At 62.9% G+C, this 14,722-nt stretch carries 13 protein-coding genes; 3 read left to right on the top strand and 10 right to left on the bottom strand.

Annotated elements, in window-relative coordinates; all coding sequences use genetic code 11:
• From fhmpcd1 to HUI96_RS11925, 6 genes are all read right to left on the bottom strand, one after another.
• Complete coding sequence (gene fhmpcd1, locus HUI96_RS11950; RefSeq protein WP_188254877.1) at window positions 1-930, bottom strand: 5-formyl-3-hydroxy-2-methylpyridine 4-carboxylate 5-dehydrogenase; 930 nt, start codon at window positions 928-930, stop codon at window positions 1-3.
• On the bottom strand, window positions 930-1,553 hold the full coding sequence (locus HUI96_RS11945; RefSeq protein ID WP_188254876.1) for a glutathione S-transferase family protein: 624 nt from the start codon (window positions 1,551-1,553) through the stop codon (window positions 930-932). Before HUI96_RS11945 ends, fhmpcd1 begins: the two co-directional genes overlap by 1 nt.
• A gap of 21 nt (window positions 1,554-1,574) precedes the next feature.
• Window positions 1,575-1,985 carry a RidA family protein gene (locus HUI96_RS11940; RefSeq protein ID WP_188254875.1) on the bottom strand — a complete coding sequence of 137 codons (411 nt, stop codon included), beginning with the start codon at window positions 1,983-1,985 and terminating at the stop codon, window positions 1,575-1,577.
• A 9-nt stretch (window positions 1,986-1,994) separates the two neighbouring features.
• Entirely contained in the window at window positions 1,995-3,122 is a 1,128-nt protein-coding gene (locus HUI96_RS11935; protein ID WP_188254874.1) for an LVIVD repeat-containing protein, read from the bottom strand.
• A 70-nt stretch (window positions 3,123-3,192) separates the two neighbouring features.
• On the bottom strand, window positions 3,193-4,314 hold the full coding sequence (locus HUI96_RS11930) for a cupin domain-containing protein (RefSeq protein WP_237684084.1): 1,122 nt from the start codon (window positions 4,312-4,314) through the stop codon (window positions 3,193-3,195).
• 305 nt (window positions 4,315-4,619) lie between these two features.
• On the bottom strand, window positions 4,620-6,248 hold the full coding sequence (locus HUI96_RS11925; RefSeq protein ID WP_188254872.1) for a GMC family oxidoreductase: 1,629 nt from the start codon (window positions 6,246-6,248) through the stop codon (window positions 4,620-4,622).
• Between the two features lie 191 nt (window positions 6,249-6,439).
• On the opposite strand from HUI96_RS11925, the gene HUI96_RS11920 reads away from it, so the two are divergent.
• Both HUI96_RS11920 and HUI96_RS11915 read left to right on the top strand, forming a co-directional pair.
• Window positions 6,440-7,102: a FadR/GntR family transcriptional regulator gene (locus HUI96_RS11920; protein WP_188254871.1), complete on the top strand. Its 663-nt coding sequence runs from the start codon at window positions 6,440-6,442 to the stop codon at window positions 7,100-7,102.
• Window positions 7,103-7,126: 24 nt separating this feature from the next.
• Complete coding sequence (locus tag HUI96_RS11915) at window positions 7,127-8,656, top strand: GMC family oxidoreductase (protein ID WP_188254938.1); 1,530 nt, start codon at window positions 7,127-7,129, stop codon at window positions 8,654-8,656.
• 176 nt (window positions 8,657-8,832) lie between these two features.
• On the opposite strand, the gene HUI96_RS11910 is transcribed toward HUI96_RS11915, so the two are convergent.
• The 3 genes from HUI96_RS11910 to HUI96_RS11900 all read right to left on the bottom strand — a co-directional run bounded on the left by HUI96_RS11910 (window position 8,833) and on the right by HUI96_RS11900 (window position 12,611).
• On the bottom strand, window positions 8,833-9,822 hold the full coding sequence (locus tag HUI96_RS11910; protein ID WP_237684105.1) for an HAD family hydrolase: 990 nt from the start codon (window positions 9,820-9,822) through the stop codon (window positions 8,833-8,835).
• Between the two features lie 87 nt (window positions 9,823-9,909).
• The gene (locus tag HUI96_RS11905; RefSeq protein WP_188254937.1) at window positions 9,910-11,586 is read right to left on the bottom strand and encodes an arylsulfatase; all 1,677 of its coding nucleotides are present in this window, start codon (window positions 11,584-11,586) and stop codon (window positions 9,910-9,912) included.
• A gap of 101 nt (window positions 11,587-11,687) precedes the next feature.
• Window positions 11,688-12,611: a formylglycine-generating enzyme family protein gene (locus HUI96_RS11900; protein WP_237684104.1), complete on the bottom strand. Its 924-nt coding sequence runs from the start codon at window positions 12,609-12,611 to the stop codon at window positions 11,688-11,690.
• A 728-nt stretch (window positions 12,612-13,339) separates the two neighbouring features.
• Here HUI96_RS11900 and HUI96_RS11895 point away from each other — a divergent pair.
• Window positions 13,340-14,086, top strand: a complete 747-nt coding sequence (locus HUI96_RS11895; protein WP_337918254.1) for a hypothetical protein — start codon at window positions 13,340-13,342, stop codon at window positions 14,084-14,086.
• A 267-nt stretch (window positions 14,087-14,353) separates the two neighbouring features.
• Here the strand turns inward: HUI96_RS11895 and HUI96_RS11890 are convergent, their stop codons facing one another.
• Window positions 14,354-14,677: an antibiotic biosynthesis monooxygenase family protein gene (locus tag HUI96_RS11890; RefSeq protein ID WP_188254867.1), complete on the bottom strand. Its 324-nt coding sequence runs from the start codon at window positions 14,675-14,677 to the stop codon at window positions 14,354-14,356.
• Window positions 14,678-14,722: the final 45 nt, after the last annotated feature.

The following is a 14,722-nucleotide window of genomic DNA, read 5'->3' as shown; positions in this document are numbered from 1 at the left end:
TCACTCGCGCCCTTCGAGAATACGACGAATTGCGACGAGCTTGCCCGCACGCTCGCCCTGCAGGCTCGCGATCCGTTCGGGCGTATAGGCATAAATCCCCTCGCCCGACTTGATGCCGAGCTTCGATGCCGAGGTTCTTTCCTCCACCAGAGACGCGACGTCGCCGCGATTGCAGAGGTCGGCGTTGAGGAAGGAGGACACCGAGCGGTAGATGTCGAGGCCCGCCATATCGAGGAGCGCCATCGGCCCGATCACGGCGATCTTGTAGCCGATGCCCCAGGAGACGCAGGTGTCGATGTCCTCGGGTTCGATCACACCGCGCTCGACGAGGTCGACGACCTCGCGCAGCAGCGCATAGAGCACGCGGTTCTCGACGAAGCCGGGCACGTCCTTCTTCAAAACGACCGGCAGCAGGCCGAGCGAGCGGATGAAGTCGCGGATCGTCGCCACGGTCTCGGGCGCGGTCTGCTCGCCGCCGATCACTTCGATCATCGGGATGATGTGCGGCGGATTGGACCAGTGCATCCCGACGAAGCGTCCGGGATGAGAGATGTGCGCCTGCAGACCGGTAATCGGAATGCCGGAGGTGTCGGTCGCCACGATGACGTCGGAGCCGATCAGCGGATCGATCGCGCGATAGGTGGATGCCTTGATCTCGGCATTCTCCGGCACGTTCTCGATCACCAGGCCGACCCCGTCCGCCGCCTCTTCGAGACTGTGGACGAAGCGGATCTTGCCCTCGTCGGAATCGGGGCCTTCGATCCCCAGCCGGTCGAGCACCCCGCCGGCGGTCGCCAGCATCCCCTGAGCGCGCTCGATCGCCGCCGGGGCGGTGTCATAGGCCGTCACATCGATTCCGCCCCGGGCCAGCCGGGCGGCGATGCCAGGCCCCATGGTCCCGAGGCCGATGAGGGCGACCTTGCGGATCATCAGGCTGACTTGTTCGCAGGAGCAGCGCCGGTCGCCTTCTGGAAGGCGGGGCGGGTGGACAGCGAGGCGACCCAGCGTTCGAGATTGGGCAGCGCCGGCCGGTCGATCTTGAAATCGACGCAGCGCTTGAGGACCGGGCCGCAGGCAATGTCGGCGATGGTGAGCTTGCCGAGCGCAAGGAAGTCCTTGCCGGCAAGGTGATCGTCGATGATCTTCAGCTGCGCGACGAGATCCTTGATCTGATCCTTGTAGTCGGGAGCCTGCTCCTCCGGCGTCAGCTTCGCGCCCTTGAAGGCGGCGAGATAGCCCGGATTGACCGCTGCCAGGAGGAAATCCATCCAGCGCTCGACCTGCGACTTCTCTGCGGGGAGCGAGCCGGTCAGATGGGCTGCACCGGAGCGCGCGAGATAGCGCAGGATGCTGTTCGACTCCCAGATGACGGTGTCGCCGTCGACGAGCGTCGGCACCTTGGAGGTCGGATTCAGCGCCTTGTATTCGGCGGTCTGCGTGTTCTCGAACTGCCGGCCGTAGTCCTGGCGCTCATAGGCGGCGCCCATCTCCTCCAGCATGAACAGGACTTTTTGGACATTGCCGGAGGTCTGCCGGCCGAGAAGCTTGTACATGGTCGATCTCCCTAACGTGCCTCAGCCCTTCACTTCCGAGAGCGGCTTGTAGACGATGGCATCCATTTCGATCTTGGTATTGATGACGGCCCGCGCCTCCACCGTCGTGCGGGCGAGCACCGCATCGCCGATGCCCTCGAGGAAGGCCTTGTTGTAGCGGCCGAAGTCGCGGGTATCCTGCAGGTAGGTCGTGATGCGAACGACGTCGGAGAGCGCGGCGCCTTCGTGCGCGATGACGCGCTCGATCGTCTTCAAGGTGGCCAGCGTCTCCTCCTCGATCGTGCCGTCGATCATGTTGTTGTTCTCGTCTTTCGGCACCTGTCCGGAGACGAAGATGTAGTCGCCGGCGCGCACGGCCGGATGAAACGGCAGGTTCGGATTCTTCTTGCCGATCGCATAGTGCCTGTCGGACTTCCGGGTGCTGTCAGCCATCCTTGTTCCTCAGAAGACGCTGGTTTCGATGATGTCGACGCCACGGATGCGGTCGATGAGATAGAGAATGCCGCGGTCGTCGATGGTGACGTCGTTCGAAGAGGACCGCTCGGCTCCCGCAGGCGCATCGGGGACATAATGGCCGACTTCCTTGGGCGCGAAGGGATCCGCGATGTCGACGAGACGCAAGCCCTGCGCGAACCACGCAAAGGGGATAATGCTCCCCTTGAAGCGCTCCGACGGCTGATGACAGCCCGTCATCTGCGGCTGGGGCGATCCGTCCAGGTCGATACCCGGCACCTGGAATGTCGAGATCGGCAGAGGGTTCGTCTCGTCGGTGATGTCGTAGATCCAGGTGAAAGCCGGAGCATGCGGGCGTAGCTTCGCCACGTCCTCATCCGCCACGACCATGATGTCACGCCCCTTCAGCTTCTGCGGAATGGGCAAACACGTGTGGGTGGGATGCGGAAAGGCCGGGCTCGAATTGACGTGGGCGATAGCGCGCGGGCGGCTCATGTCGGAGATGTCCAGGATGAACAGCCCGTGATGCCAATAGCTGACGTAAAGACGGTCGCCCATCCGCAGCGGATGGTGGCAGCGCGGCGTGACGTAGTCGTGCCAGGGATATTCCTCGCCGCCGCCGGTCCACTGGCCAGGAATCCACCAGCGTCCAACCTCGACCGGGTTCACAGGGTCGATGAGGTCGAGGATCATCACGATATTGCCGACATAGCCGTCGGCGGTCGGAGAGATGTAGGCATAGCGACCGTCGTAATCGTAACGGTGCACGCCCTTGCCGCCGGTCAGCCATTTCGAGATCAGCTTCGGCTCGGCCGGCTTGCTCGTATCGTAGATGGCCAGTCCACCGCCGAACTCGGCCGGCCCCTCGCTGCCGAACCGCTCGTGGTTGATGATCATCAGCCCGTCCTTGGCGCGCACCTTGTGCGAATGCCAACCCGGCGGGACATCGATGGTGGTGATCTTCCTGGGGTTGCGCGGGTCCGAGATGTCGACCAAGGTCGTGCCGCTCGGCGGACGCATGTGGCCGATGTAGAGGATGTTCCCATCCACCCAGACCTGACCGCCACCTGGGCAGTCGACATGGCCGAGAAGCTTTGTATTCGATGCTGAAACCAAGGGACCTGGACCTTGCGGCTGGAAAAATTCGGCGGCGTCCCATCCAGAGGACGGGACGCGCTAATCGCGCTTAGGCGAGGCGCAGGAGATCGCCGGCCTGGTTACGGCCCCAGCGCTTGTACAGGAGCAGCGCCCGCTGGGTCGGCGCATCAGTGGCGCCGAAGAAGATGACCGGCTCGGTCGAGGAGCCGTTCACATGCTCCACCCAGCAGCCGCCCGGCACGGCCAGTGTATCGAACTGATCCCAGTCGTAGCGCTTGCCGTCGATGATGGAGTGCCCCTTGCCCCGGAACGGCGCCAGCAGCAGGCTTGCCGTCTCGCGCTGCGGCAGCGTCTTCTCGCCAGGACGAAGCATCTGGACGTAGAAATTGATGGTGTGGAACACGGGACCGCCGGTCGTCGGATCGATGTAGTCGACCACGATGCCCTCATGGGGATCGCCGTCCCAGTCCTTGTGGGCGTCGAGTACCGCCTCCATCCGCTCCCAACGGTAGACATACATGGGCGACGACAAGCCGCCGCCGCGCTTGTGATTGACGAACCGCGGCATCAGGCCACCCTCGCCATAGATACGCTGGGAGTAGTCGGTCGGATAGCGCGCCGTCTGGACCTTCTTCTCGACTTCCTTCCCGTTCTCGATCTCGGTGTATTTGTGATCGAAGTGGACGGCGTGCAGCATCTCGACCAAGGGCAGATCGAGAACCGACAGGTTGACGGCCTGCTCGCCGCCAACGGTACCGTGGTTGTGCCAGGCGTCGTTCGGGGTCAGCACCATGTCGCCCGGGCCGAACGTCACATCCTCACCTTCGACGCCGGTGAAGTTGCCCTGCCCCGTCAGGCCGAAGCGGATTGCGCTGGGCGAATGCTTGTGCGGCGGCATGATCTCATCGGGATCGTTGAGACGATATGCCGTGTACATCGTCGAAACGGATGCGCGCTTCGGCGCCAGCCCGGGGTTGACCAGAATGAGCGAGCGCCGCTCGCTATCGTCCATTGTCACCAACTGGGCGGCTCGCTGAAGCATCGGCTCGATGTCCGTATACTTCCAGACAAAGGGGATCGCCTTCGAGGTCGCCATCAACTGCTTGATTTCGTCGTTATCGACACTGTCGGAGGTCGCCCAGAACGGAAACATGTTGCCCCGGGCGATGTCGCTGTAGAGGTCAGCGAGAGCCGCCTTCTTGTTGCTCATGCTGTTCTTCGTGGATTCCGCCACCGACATCTCAACCACCTCCCGTTAACGGATAGAACTCGTAACCAGATCCAACCGTATCAGATTGGTTCTAGCCGGCAACCGGAAAGTGCATCATCCCACCGCATTTTTTGGTTGGGCCAGAGAAAGTGCGCCATCCACTTTGCGGATATAGGAACAAGTATTTGACATTGCTTGATTATATTAGAACCGGCTTTCGCAACCCGGGTCGCGTGCTGACGTCCCAACACCGGTCAGGAGAGGGCAACCTGGATTCAACCAAAGACGTATATGGTTGACCCGACCTAGGCTGCGACCAGCACGCTCTGGCGTTCGCCAACAAGATCCGCGGCCTTCTCGGCGATCATGATGACGGCAGCATTGATGTTGCCGCAAGTCAGATCAGGCATCACCGAGGCGTCAACCACGCGCAGCGCATCGACACCGCGCACGCGCAACTGCGGATCCACCACCGAATCGGCGGCAACGCCCATCGCGCAGGTCCCGGCCGGATGGTGCACGGTGATCGACGTATTGCGGATGTGCTCGCCGATCTCCGCATCGGTGTCGCATTTGGGGCCCGGGAAGAACTCGCCACCGACAAAGGGCTGCATCGACTCCTGGGCGGCAAGGGTGCGGGCGATGCGGAAGCCGGCGCGCAGCGACTCCCAATCCTTTTCCGAAGACAGGAAGTTCTGGTGAATGAGCGGCGCAGCCATAGGATCGGACGACGCCAGAGCGATATGGCCGCGGCTTTCAGGCTGTATGGCGACGATCCGAGTCGCGAATCCGTCAGCAAAGGGCTGCTTGAACGGACGGAAATAGGGCCAGGCGGCAAGCGGCGCCGCAGTGAACAGCAGTTGAACGTCGGGCAGCGGGCGGTCGGGGCTGCTCTTCAGGAAAGCCGTGACGCCACCCGGGACATCCCCGGAAAAGCCCTTTCCTGTCAGGTAGGTACGCATGAAGTCGATACCGATCCGGTCGGCCCGCATCATGTGCAGGAAGGGACCCGGCGTCTTGCGGCGATACATCACGATGACCGAAACATGGTCCTGGAGATTGCGGCCCACTTTCGGCGCATGAACCCTGGTCTCAATGCCCATCGCCGAGAGCGCGGTTCCGTCGCCGATACCTGACAGCATCAGCAGTTGCGGCGTGTTGATGACGCCGCCGGAGAGGATGACCTCGCGCCGAGCCCGGACGGAGCCGGGGGTGCCGTCGCGGCTGAATTCGATACCTGTGGCGCGTCCACCTTCCATTTGGATGCGGGTCGCCATCGCGCGGGTGATGACCTTGAGGTTGGGGCGGCGAAGCGCCGGCCGAAGGTAAGCTCTGGCGGTTGAGTAGCGCCTGCCGTCTGCGATGGTCATCTGCAGCCGGCCAAAGCCTTCCTGCGTCTCGCCGTTATAGTCCGTCGTCTGCTGGAATCCCGCCTGGCGGCTGGCCTCCGCAAATGCCTCGATGAGCGGATCCTCATAGCGGCAGAACTGGGTACGCAGCGGGCCGTCGCCGCCGCGATAAGCGTTGGCTCCGCCCTCCCAGCGCTCCATCTTCTTGAAGTAGGGCAAGACCCTGTCATAGGACCAGTCGGTGAGGCCCGCAGCCGCCCAGCGATCGTAGTCGCCACGGTTGCCGCGCACATAGGCCATGGCGTTCGTCGACGAGCAGCCGCCCACCACCTTGCCGCGTGCGCATTCGACCCTGCGGCCGCCGACATTGGCCTCCGGCTCGCAGAAATACATCCAGTCGTGCCGGCGCTCGGTGAGGATTTTTCCCCACCCGAGCGGTATATGAATCATGGGATCCTTGTCCCAGTCGCCTGCCTCGATAAGTAGGACGGTGACACTGGGATCGGCGCTCAGCCTATTGGCGAGCACACATCCTGCGGAGCCAGCGCCGACGATCACATAGTCAAAGGTTTCGGCGGGCGTCATCTGGGCACCTAGGGCTGATCTGCACGCAGGTCGTGAGCCGCGTGACTGAACTGAAATCAACCATCGCTCGACCCATGTTGTCAACCACACTAGAACCAGATAAGTTGGTTGAGTATGTGCGAGACGCATGGTCCAGGCCGGGTTATCGCAGGCGGTGGTGGATACACGCAGACGACGAGAAGGACATCTCAATGGAATCCATCGACGCGCCTTCGAGCTTGGATGAGATCATCGAAGCCGTAAGGCAGTTTCAGGCCCGCTCGCCCCGGCTCCCCTCCGAACGCGAACTGGCCGGTGTCCTCCAGGTCAAGCGGCATCAACTCCGCAAAGCGTTGGATGCGCTGCGCAAGGCCGGCGACCTTGAGCCGGCGCGGCCCAAGCGTTCCGCACAGCCGCGCTTCGGCGAGGACCTGGTGCGGATGACCAACCCTCTTGAAGTGATGGAACTGCGCCTGCTGATGGAGCCGGGCCTTGCCCGCCTCGCCTCGCTGCGCGCGTCGGCGCTGGAAATCCAGCATATTCTCGATGCCGCCACCACGCCGGACCATGCCGAATCGGGCGAGGTCGACCTTGCCTTCCACCTCGCAATCGTCGGCGCAGCGCGAAATCATTTAGCGGGCGAGTTCTACAAGATGCTGCGGCAGGTAGGCGTCGATGCCCGCGTTCGGGTCGCCCGGGCGACGCCGCCGACGTGCCCCAGCCGCATCCAGCAGCGCGACACCGAACACCGCCGGATCGCCGATGCCATCGCGGCGCGTGATCCGGAAGCAGCGGAATCGGCCATGCGCTCGCACCTGCTTGCCGTGCAGCGCCAGATCATCGAGCGCAGCAACGCAGGCGCCTTCGCCGCCTGACCCCTTTCGCTCCGGAGTTCTCCCCTGAAACTGCACTTCGACGACCTGATCATCGGCGCCGGGAGCGCTGGTTGCGTACTCGCACGTCGCCTCAGCGAGGACGGCAGCCGCCGCGTGGGGCTCGTGGAAGCGGGTCATTGGCCGGGTGACCCGGACATCGCTGACCCGCTCAAGTGGCCGGCGTTGCAGAACCGGCCCTATGACTGGGCCTACCGTACGGTTCCACAGCCTTTCACGGCCAACCGGATCCACGGATGGTCGCGCGGCTGCATCGTCGGCGGTTCGAGTTGCCTCCACGCCATGGCGCATGTGCGCGGGCATCCCACGGATTTCGACGCCTGGCGTGAGGCGGGCGGCGAGTCATGGTCCTACGAGGCGCTTCTGCCAGCCTTCAGAAGGAGCGAGAGCTTCTCGGCCTTCACGCATTCCTGGCATGGCGCGGATGGGCCGCTGCCCGTCCATCTGCCCGACGAGGAGGTCAGCCCTGTCGTGCGCGCCTATATCGCGGCCGGCCAGGCGCTCGGCGCCCCTGCCCTGCCCGACCACAACAGCGGCGACCTCGCCGGCACGACCCCGAACTCGCTCACAATCCGTAATGGCCGGCGCGTGAGCCTCGCCGATGCGTATCTCACGCCGGACATTCTCGATCGCGAGAACCTGACTATCGTGACTGGTTGCGAGACCGAACGACTGGTGATCGAAGGCGGGCGCGTCACCGCAGTTTTGGCCGTTCTCGATGGCGAAACTGCCCACATCGAAGCAAACCGGATCATCCTCTCGGCCGGAGCGATCGGTTCGCCGCTGCTTCTCATGCGTTCAGGCATCGGCCCGCAAGAGGCGTTGAAACGCGCCGGCATCGCCTGCCGGATCGAAAGCTCCGAAGTCGGCGAAAATCTGCAGGACCATCTGCTCGGGTTGGGCAACGTCTACCGTGCGCGGCAGCCCGTCCCGGTATCGCAGTTGCAGCACTCGGAGTCGCTGATGTACCTGAACAGCGACGATTTTGGGCGCGCGGATGGGAGCCCGGACATCGTTCTGGCCTGCGTGGTCGCGCCGTCGATCGCAGATGGACTGCAGGCGCCGCCCTTTGGCTCGGCCTTCACCATCCTGTTCGGGGTGACGCATCCGCGAAGCCGCGGACGCCTGGTACCGACCGGGCCGGGGCGCAATGACCCGATCATCATCGACCCCCGCTATCTCGAGCACGAGTACGACCGCGCGACTTTTCGCAAGGCATTCCGCGCGGCCCGCGCAGTCGGGCATCACCCGGCTCTCGATGCCTGGCGTGCGGAAGAGGTTCAGCCGGGAAGTGCGGTCCAGAGTGAACGCGATATCGACGACTTCATCGCGCGGGTTGCCAGCACCCATCACCATCCCTGCGGGACCTGCCGCATGGGTTCAGATGGCGCGTCGGTGGTCGACCCGGACCTGCGCGTGCGCGGACTCGACAACGCCTATGTCGTCGATGCCTCGATCATCCCACGGATTCCGAGTGGTCCGATCAACGCTGCCGTCGTGGCGATAGCCGAACACTGGTCAGCATCGCTTCGATAGACGTTCCGACTGGAGGTACGACGGCCGGGTCGCAATGACACTGCCAATTGCTCGCCGGCAACGGCTCGGGAAATGGGCCGTCGCTTGCATCGAATTGTTCCATCGAACAATTCCTTCCGTGTCTCCGACTTTGTCGGCGTCCTCCGTGAGGGCCTTCACCCCCTCGGCAGTACGAGTCAGCGCTTCTCGAACGGGAAGATCACCTTCCAGTCATGTTTCATGTCGACCACGGCCCACCGATCCAGCACGGCGGCATCGAGCGCCTTGTCGAGGCGTCCGACCTTCGAGTCGCGGTCATAGGCGTATTCGCGCTCCGCATCGGTGTGGCGCACCACGACACCGAGACGTCGCTTACCTGCCTCGGTCGTCCATTGCAGCATTTCGAGATCGCCATCGGAGTTGCCGAAGGCTGCGACGGGACGGAGGCCGATGTGCTGGTTGATTCCGACGGGCTTGCCGGGCCCGTCATCCACGAAGTTCACCTTGGGCAGCCGGAACAGGTCCGGCAAGCCGTCGCGTCGCTCGAATGTCGTGACGATGCTGGAGCCCACGATCTGCTCGGGCGGAATCCCGTATTGCTCCGGCGCAAATGCCCGCATGAACTCAATGCCACCTCCTGAGACGATGTAGGTCGCAAATCCATTGGCGCGCATGTAGGACAGGACTTCCAGCATCGGCTGATAGAGGAGTTCGACGTAGCGCCGCTGGAAGCGCGGATGCTCGGCCGTCGCCAGCCAATTCTTGACGATCTGCAGGAACTGGTCTGGCGTCATGCCGGCGTGGGTCGTGGCGACGATTTCGACTGCCGCATGCTCCCCGAGACCCGCCAGGGCCTCCATTTTACCTTCAAGCACGTCCTTGAAAGGTTGCGTTCGACTCCATTCCGGGTGCTGCGGCGCCAGTTCCCGGACCCTATCGAGAGCGAAGGCGAACTGGACATAGATCGGCTGCTCGATCCAGAGCGTTCCGTCATTGTCGAAGGTGGCGATCCGCTGAGCCACTGGGAGAAAATCCGGAGAGCCTTCGCGCGTTACGTCCGTCACGAAGCCAATGATCGCCTGTTTCGTCGGCCCGTCGCTCCAGGAGGGCAGCGGATCGGTCTGGGCGGCGGCCGCAGATGCCCATACCGCCATTAGGGCAATCATCGCGAGCCACTTGAAATGCATACCCATCGATGCCGCCCTTCCTGATGTCTGTGCCTCGGACGCTAGGCCTCCCGTCTCAGGCCAAACCCACGCACCGACGCGAAGCGTCTAGTCGCTTGCATGATTGGCGTTTGCCTTCTTGACCTGCTCGATGATGCCGCTGAGATTGTAGCTCGCGGGCGCCTGCAGCGGCGGGAACTTCTCGTAGGACAGAAGGTGCTGCAGCCACAATTGCTGGCCGATCGGCAGCATGTTCCAGTCATATTGGAACGCAGTTGCGGGCGCGCCCAGCGCGCCGCCCATGCTCATGGCCGACTTCTGCTGGAGTCCGACCGCCTGCTCGAACGGATCACGCTTGATGTTCTGCACCAACGTGAAATGGAACGGCACAAGTGGCAGGATCCACCCCTCCGGCCCGGCCTGCGACATGGTGTAGTACATCTTCCAATTCTTGTAGCGCACCGCCGACGGCGTCGCGCCCGAGTAATAGAAGAAGAAATCGCGAGCCGACTTTGCCGATTTGCCTTCGAGCAGATCGCGCTGGTCGAAGCCATCGAGCGTTGTCTTGACGATGCCCGGATACTGCCCAGCTTCGATCTGCTGCTTCAGCCCGTCGCCTTTCGGTCCGCCGGCGATGTCGACCAATGTGGGCAGCCAGTCGAGAGCGGCGAACAGTTGGTTGTTCACTGTATCGGGCTTGATGACGCCCGGCCAGCGGACGACCATCGGCGCGCGATAGCCGCCTTCCCAGGCCTCGCCCTTCTGCCCCTTGAACGGCGTCACGCCGCCGTCCGGAAAGCTGATCGCCTCGGCGCCGTTGTCGGTGGTGAACACGACGATGGTGTTGTTGGCCTGGCCCATGTCGTCGAGTTTCTTGAGCACGACGCCGATGTTGTCGTCGAGTTGCTTCATGCCGGCTTCGTTGACGCCCCAGTCCTTGCCGCCGCGCTCGCCCACCATGGCCTGATACTTTGGCGGCAGCACGGTCACGACATGCATGCGGGCGGGGTTGTACCAGACGAAGAACGGCTTGTTGGTCTTCTTCGGATCGTTGCGGTCGAGGAAGTCGACCACCTTATCCGAGACTTCCTCGTCGACCGTCTCCGAGCGTTCCAACGTCAGGGGACCCTCGTCGCTGCAGGTCTGGTTTGCCTCGGCGCCATTGTTGGACTTGCAGGACAGGATGTTCCGCGGGGGCGTCAGACAGACCGTCGTCTTCGGATCCACGGAACCCGCCACTTCGGGAATGCCGGGAATCGGCGTGTTCTTGCAAGGCGGCGCGACCGTCTGCTGCGTCACAGTCTTGTTGATGTCCGGGAAGCTCACCTGCTGCATCGCATCGAGGTGGTAAAGATAGCCCCAATACTCCTGGAAGCCGTGCGCGGTCGGCAGGGCGGCCGTGTGGTCGCCGAGGTGGTTCTTGCCGAACTCGCCGGTGGTGTAGCCGAGATCAAACAGGAACTTGGCGAGCGCCGGCGTGCCCGGCTGCAGGTAGGACGGGCTGCCGGGTAGCTGCGGCGGGATCATGCCGGTGCGCAGCGGGTACATGCCGGTGAAGAACGCGTTGCGGCCCGAGGTGCAACTCTGCATGGCGACATAGTCCGTGAACATAGCGCCTTCGTGGCCGATACGGTCGACGTTGGGGGTCTCGCCGACCATCAAGCCGCGATGGTAGATGCTCGGCTGCATCCAGCCGATGTCGTCGCCCATGATGAACAGGATGTTGGGCTTCTGCTGTTGCGGCGGCTGCTGCTGTGGCGTCTGGGCGAGCGCCGGGAGGGCCATCGCCGCCGAGATCAGAGCCGTGGCCCCGATCAGGGCCGCTCTGAGACGGCTTGCACAGTGAGGGCTGTCACCTGTGGTCGGCGAAGACCCACGATCCTGGCTCATAGGGTGCTCCTCTTTCTGATGATGCAGCGGAAGCCGACATGGCTCATCGAACTGTCGATCGGCTGAGGGTGGCGGGCGGCCGGCCGATAGCGGCGGCAGTAGTTGGGCGCGCAGAGATGCGATCCGCCTTTGACGACCTTGCGTGGAATCCGGATCTCCGGCTGGCATGGATCGTAGCTCGCCTCCTCCCGCCCGCCGCGCGGGTTCTCGGGAATGCAGCAGGGCTTGGCTGCGCCCGCCGGATGCTTCTGGGAGTAGAAATCACTCGTCCACTCCCAGACATTGCCGATCATGTCATAGAGGCCGTAGCCGTTCGGCTGGTATGTTCGGACGGGCGACGTTCGCTCGAACCCATCCTCGCGGGAGTTCTGAAACGGAAATGCTCCCTGCCAGGTATTGGCCATGTGCCGTCCTGCCGGCGTGAACTCGTCTCCCCAGGCGAATTCGGCGCCGTCCAGCCCGCCGCGTGCCGCGAACTCCCATTCCGCCTCGGTCGGCAGTTCCTTGCCGGCCCAGCGCGCAAAAGCCTCCGCATCGGCATAGGCGACGTGCACCACCGGGTGGTCCTCAAAACCCTTGATCGAGGAGCCGGGACCGTAGGGTCGTCGCCAGTGGGCCCCGAAAACATATGCCCACCACTGTCCCCAGTCGCGAAGGTCCACGGGATGATCCGGCGGGCTGAAGACTAGCGAGCCGGGCTTCAGCATGTGGGGTAGCGCTTTGGGATAATCCTTTGGATCGGGCGGGATTTCCGCAACGGTGACATATCCGGTGGACCGGACGAACTCGCGGAACTGACGGTTTGTCACCGGCGTCCGATCCATCCAGAAGGGGTCGACCCGGACCCGGTGAACCGGCGCTTCCTCCGAATAATGCCGGTCGGAACCCATATGGAACATGCCGCCGGGAATTGGGGCCATGCCGTCCGGAATCTGTGGCCCCGTTCGCGGCAGTTCGGTCTTGGAGCGCACGGAAACGGTCATGGTGGACAATGTCCTTCCGTCCGGGCGGCGCCGAGAATGTAGCGTCGATCGAAAACAGTAACCGAATGGCTCCGGCACTACAAACAACCACCCGCGCCAATCTTGTTGAGCGATGGGCGCGATGGCGTCGCACTACAACATTGTTCAACCTGCGGTGTTTACCTCCTCGCTCACAATTGATGGCCTAATAATGAAGGAGATATCCGCGCATTAGTCGTACATCTTCACCATGCGCTATAGGTTTCTTGCTCCTGCCGGAGCTCGGATGGGCCGCCGCCATCACGATCGAGTAAAGGGTGCGTGACCCCGTGGAATAGCAGAATCAGCTGCCCGCGTGATCCAGCGCTCGCCGCGCGGAAGCCCGCATCGCTGGATGCGAAGGCCTGATGGACCTCCCGCAATGTATTGTCTGGCGGCGGGTCTGATCATGTCCAACGCCTTGGCCAATGCAGAACCCATTTTTGGAATTTGATCTATACTATCGAGCCTTTGACCGCCTACGCATGTACATCGAAAGACGCAGGTCTGGATATATGCGGTAGTGTCTAATGACACGATATCCGCTTCTCACTTACAGTACATTTGATGCGTCTCTTTCCATCGCTCGGGGGAGGTCCTTGGTGAGATTTCCGGCATGTTCCTCTTTGGCGTGCATTGCTGTTTTGGTGCTCGGGCATCAAGCGAATGCTGCTGACATCCTGCTCCCGGTCACTCCGAGCATAGATCAGGTCAAGACCGAAAATGGCTGGACATTTGAGATCGTCCCCTATGCCTGGGCAGCGGGCCTGACTGGGTCGGTAGGACAATTCGGGCTTCCGCCGGTGCACGTTGATCTACCGTTCTGGGAGGTCTTTGACCATCTGGACTTCGCCGGCATGGCCGTCGGGGAAGCCCGCTACGACCGCTATAGCCTGATCGGTGACGTCATCTATGTGAAGCTGTCCGGACAAAAAGGCACGCCTAGAGGCGTAGTCGCAAATGACGTCTCGGTAGACTCGAAGACTTTCACAGGCTTCCTTGGAGGCAGCTATTATTTTCTCGACACCAACTCGGCACAACTCGGCGTGATGGCTGGGGCCAGGGTCTGGTCGGTCGATACCAGGATCTCGTTCAGCGGCGGGGTGCTCGACGGCGTTTCACGCAGCGACGGCGAGACATGGGTGGACGCGACGGCCGGACTTCGCGGCAGCTACTCGCTCACGCCCCAGATCTATCTGACCGGATGGGGAGTCGTCGGCGCCGGCCAAGCCGATCTCGACTGGGATGTCGCGGGCGGGATCGGCTATCGGTTCAATGACAAGTTCGAAGCTGTAGCTGGATATCGAGCATTGGGCGTCGACTTCCAGGACGGCGGCTTCCTGTTCGACGTCGTCATGCATGGCCCGATCCTCGGGCTGGTCGCGCGGTTCTAGTGGAGGCCTGCAAAAGGTCCCCCTGGCGTCGTCGCTGAGCGGTCACCTTATCGCGCCGTTCGCCAGCACGTCGCTCGCTACAGGCAGGCGACGAGCCTGGCGTCGAACTGCACAAGATCGTCTTCTGGAAGCGCCGGCCTAGTGAGCAGCCAAGATCTCCTAGGTTTCTCCGGAACTTCAGCGCCCCTCTGCAGACCTTCTCACGCGAGGAGATCCGGGTGCGCCGATAGCATCCGGCGCACCAACAACACCGACGTGGCGCGGGCATCAAGTGCGCGAGGCACCCTCGACCACTTCGAAGCCCTCGAACTGCGGGTGGCCGCTATAGAGAGGCCGGTTCCCGCCCGCATTGCTATGGGCAGCCCGGAAGTTCTCCGACTTGGTCCAGGCGACGAAGTCGTCCCGGTTTTCCCATTCCGTATGCGAAACGAACAGAGTGCAGCCCTCCTCCTCGTTTTCCGGGCCGCGAAGCAGGTGGAAGGTGCGGAAGCCCCTCATTTCCGCGAGCGAGGAATCGCGCTCCCTCCAGACCTTCTCGAAGGCCTCCTCGGAGCCCTTCTTCACCTTGAAGCGGTTCATTGCAAAGTACATGTCTTCATCCTCGGTTGGTTAAATCGGGGGCGGCGGACGCCTGCC

The sequence above is a fragment of the Pseudaminobacter soli (ex Zhang et al. 2022) genome (assembly GCF_014595955.1).
GTDB classification, from domain to species: Bacteria; Pseudomonadota; Alphaproteobacteria; order Rhizobiales; family Rhizobiaceae; genus Kumtagia; species Kumtagia pseudosoli.
The sequence above is the reverse complement of the archived record's forward strand: the minus strand, read 5'-3'. Positions and strand labels throughout refer to the sequence as shown.

Excerpts from the sequence above, each read along its gene's own strand:
- HUI96_RS11890 (WP_188254867.1), bottom strand. The coding sequence starts at position 14,677 with ATGTACTTTGCAATGAACCGCTTCAAGGTGAAGAAGGGCTCCGAGGAG.
- HUI96_RS11945 (WP_188254876.1), bottom strand. The coding sequence starts at position 1,553 with ATGTACAAGCTTCTCGGCCGGCAGACCTCCGGCAATGTCCAAAAAGTC.
- HUI96_RS11940 (WP_188254875.1), bottom strand. The coding sequence starts at position 1,985 with ATGGCTGACAGCACCCGGAAGTCCGACAGGCACTATGCGATCGGCAAG.
- HUI96_RS11920 (WP_188254871.1), top strand. The coding sequence starts at position 6,440 with ATGGAATCCATCGACGCGCCTTCGAGCTTGGATGAGATCATCGAAGCC.
- fhmpcd1 (WP_188254877.1), bottom strand. The coding sequence starts at position 930 with ATGATCCGCAAGGTCGCCCTCATCGGCCTCGGGACCATGGGGCCTGGC.
- HUI96_RS11930 (WP_237684084.1), bottom strand. The coding sequence starts at position 4,314 with ATGAGCAACAAGAAGGCGGCTCTCGCTGACCTCTACAGCGACATCGCC.
- HUI96_RS11900 (WP_237684104.1), bottom strand. The coding sequence starts at position 12,611 with ATGGCCCCAATTCCCGGCGGCATGTTCCATATGGGTTCCGACCGGCAT.
- HUI96_RS11905 (WP_188254937.1), bottom strand. The coding sequence starts at position 11,586 with ATGGCCCTCCCGGCGCTCGCCCAGACGCCACAGCAGCAGCCGCCGCAA.
- HUI96_RS11925 (WP_188254872.1), bottom strand. The coding sequence starts at position 6,248 with ATGACGCCCGCCGAAACCTTTGACTATGTGATCGTCGGCGCTGGCTCC.
- HUI96_RS11910 (WP_237684105.1), bottom strand. The coding sequence starts at position 9,822 with ATGCATTTCAAGTGGCTCGCGATGATTGCCCTAATGGCGGTATGGGCA.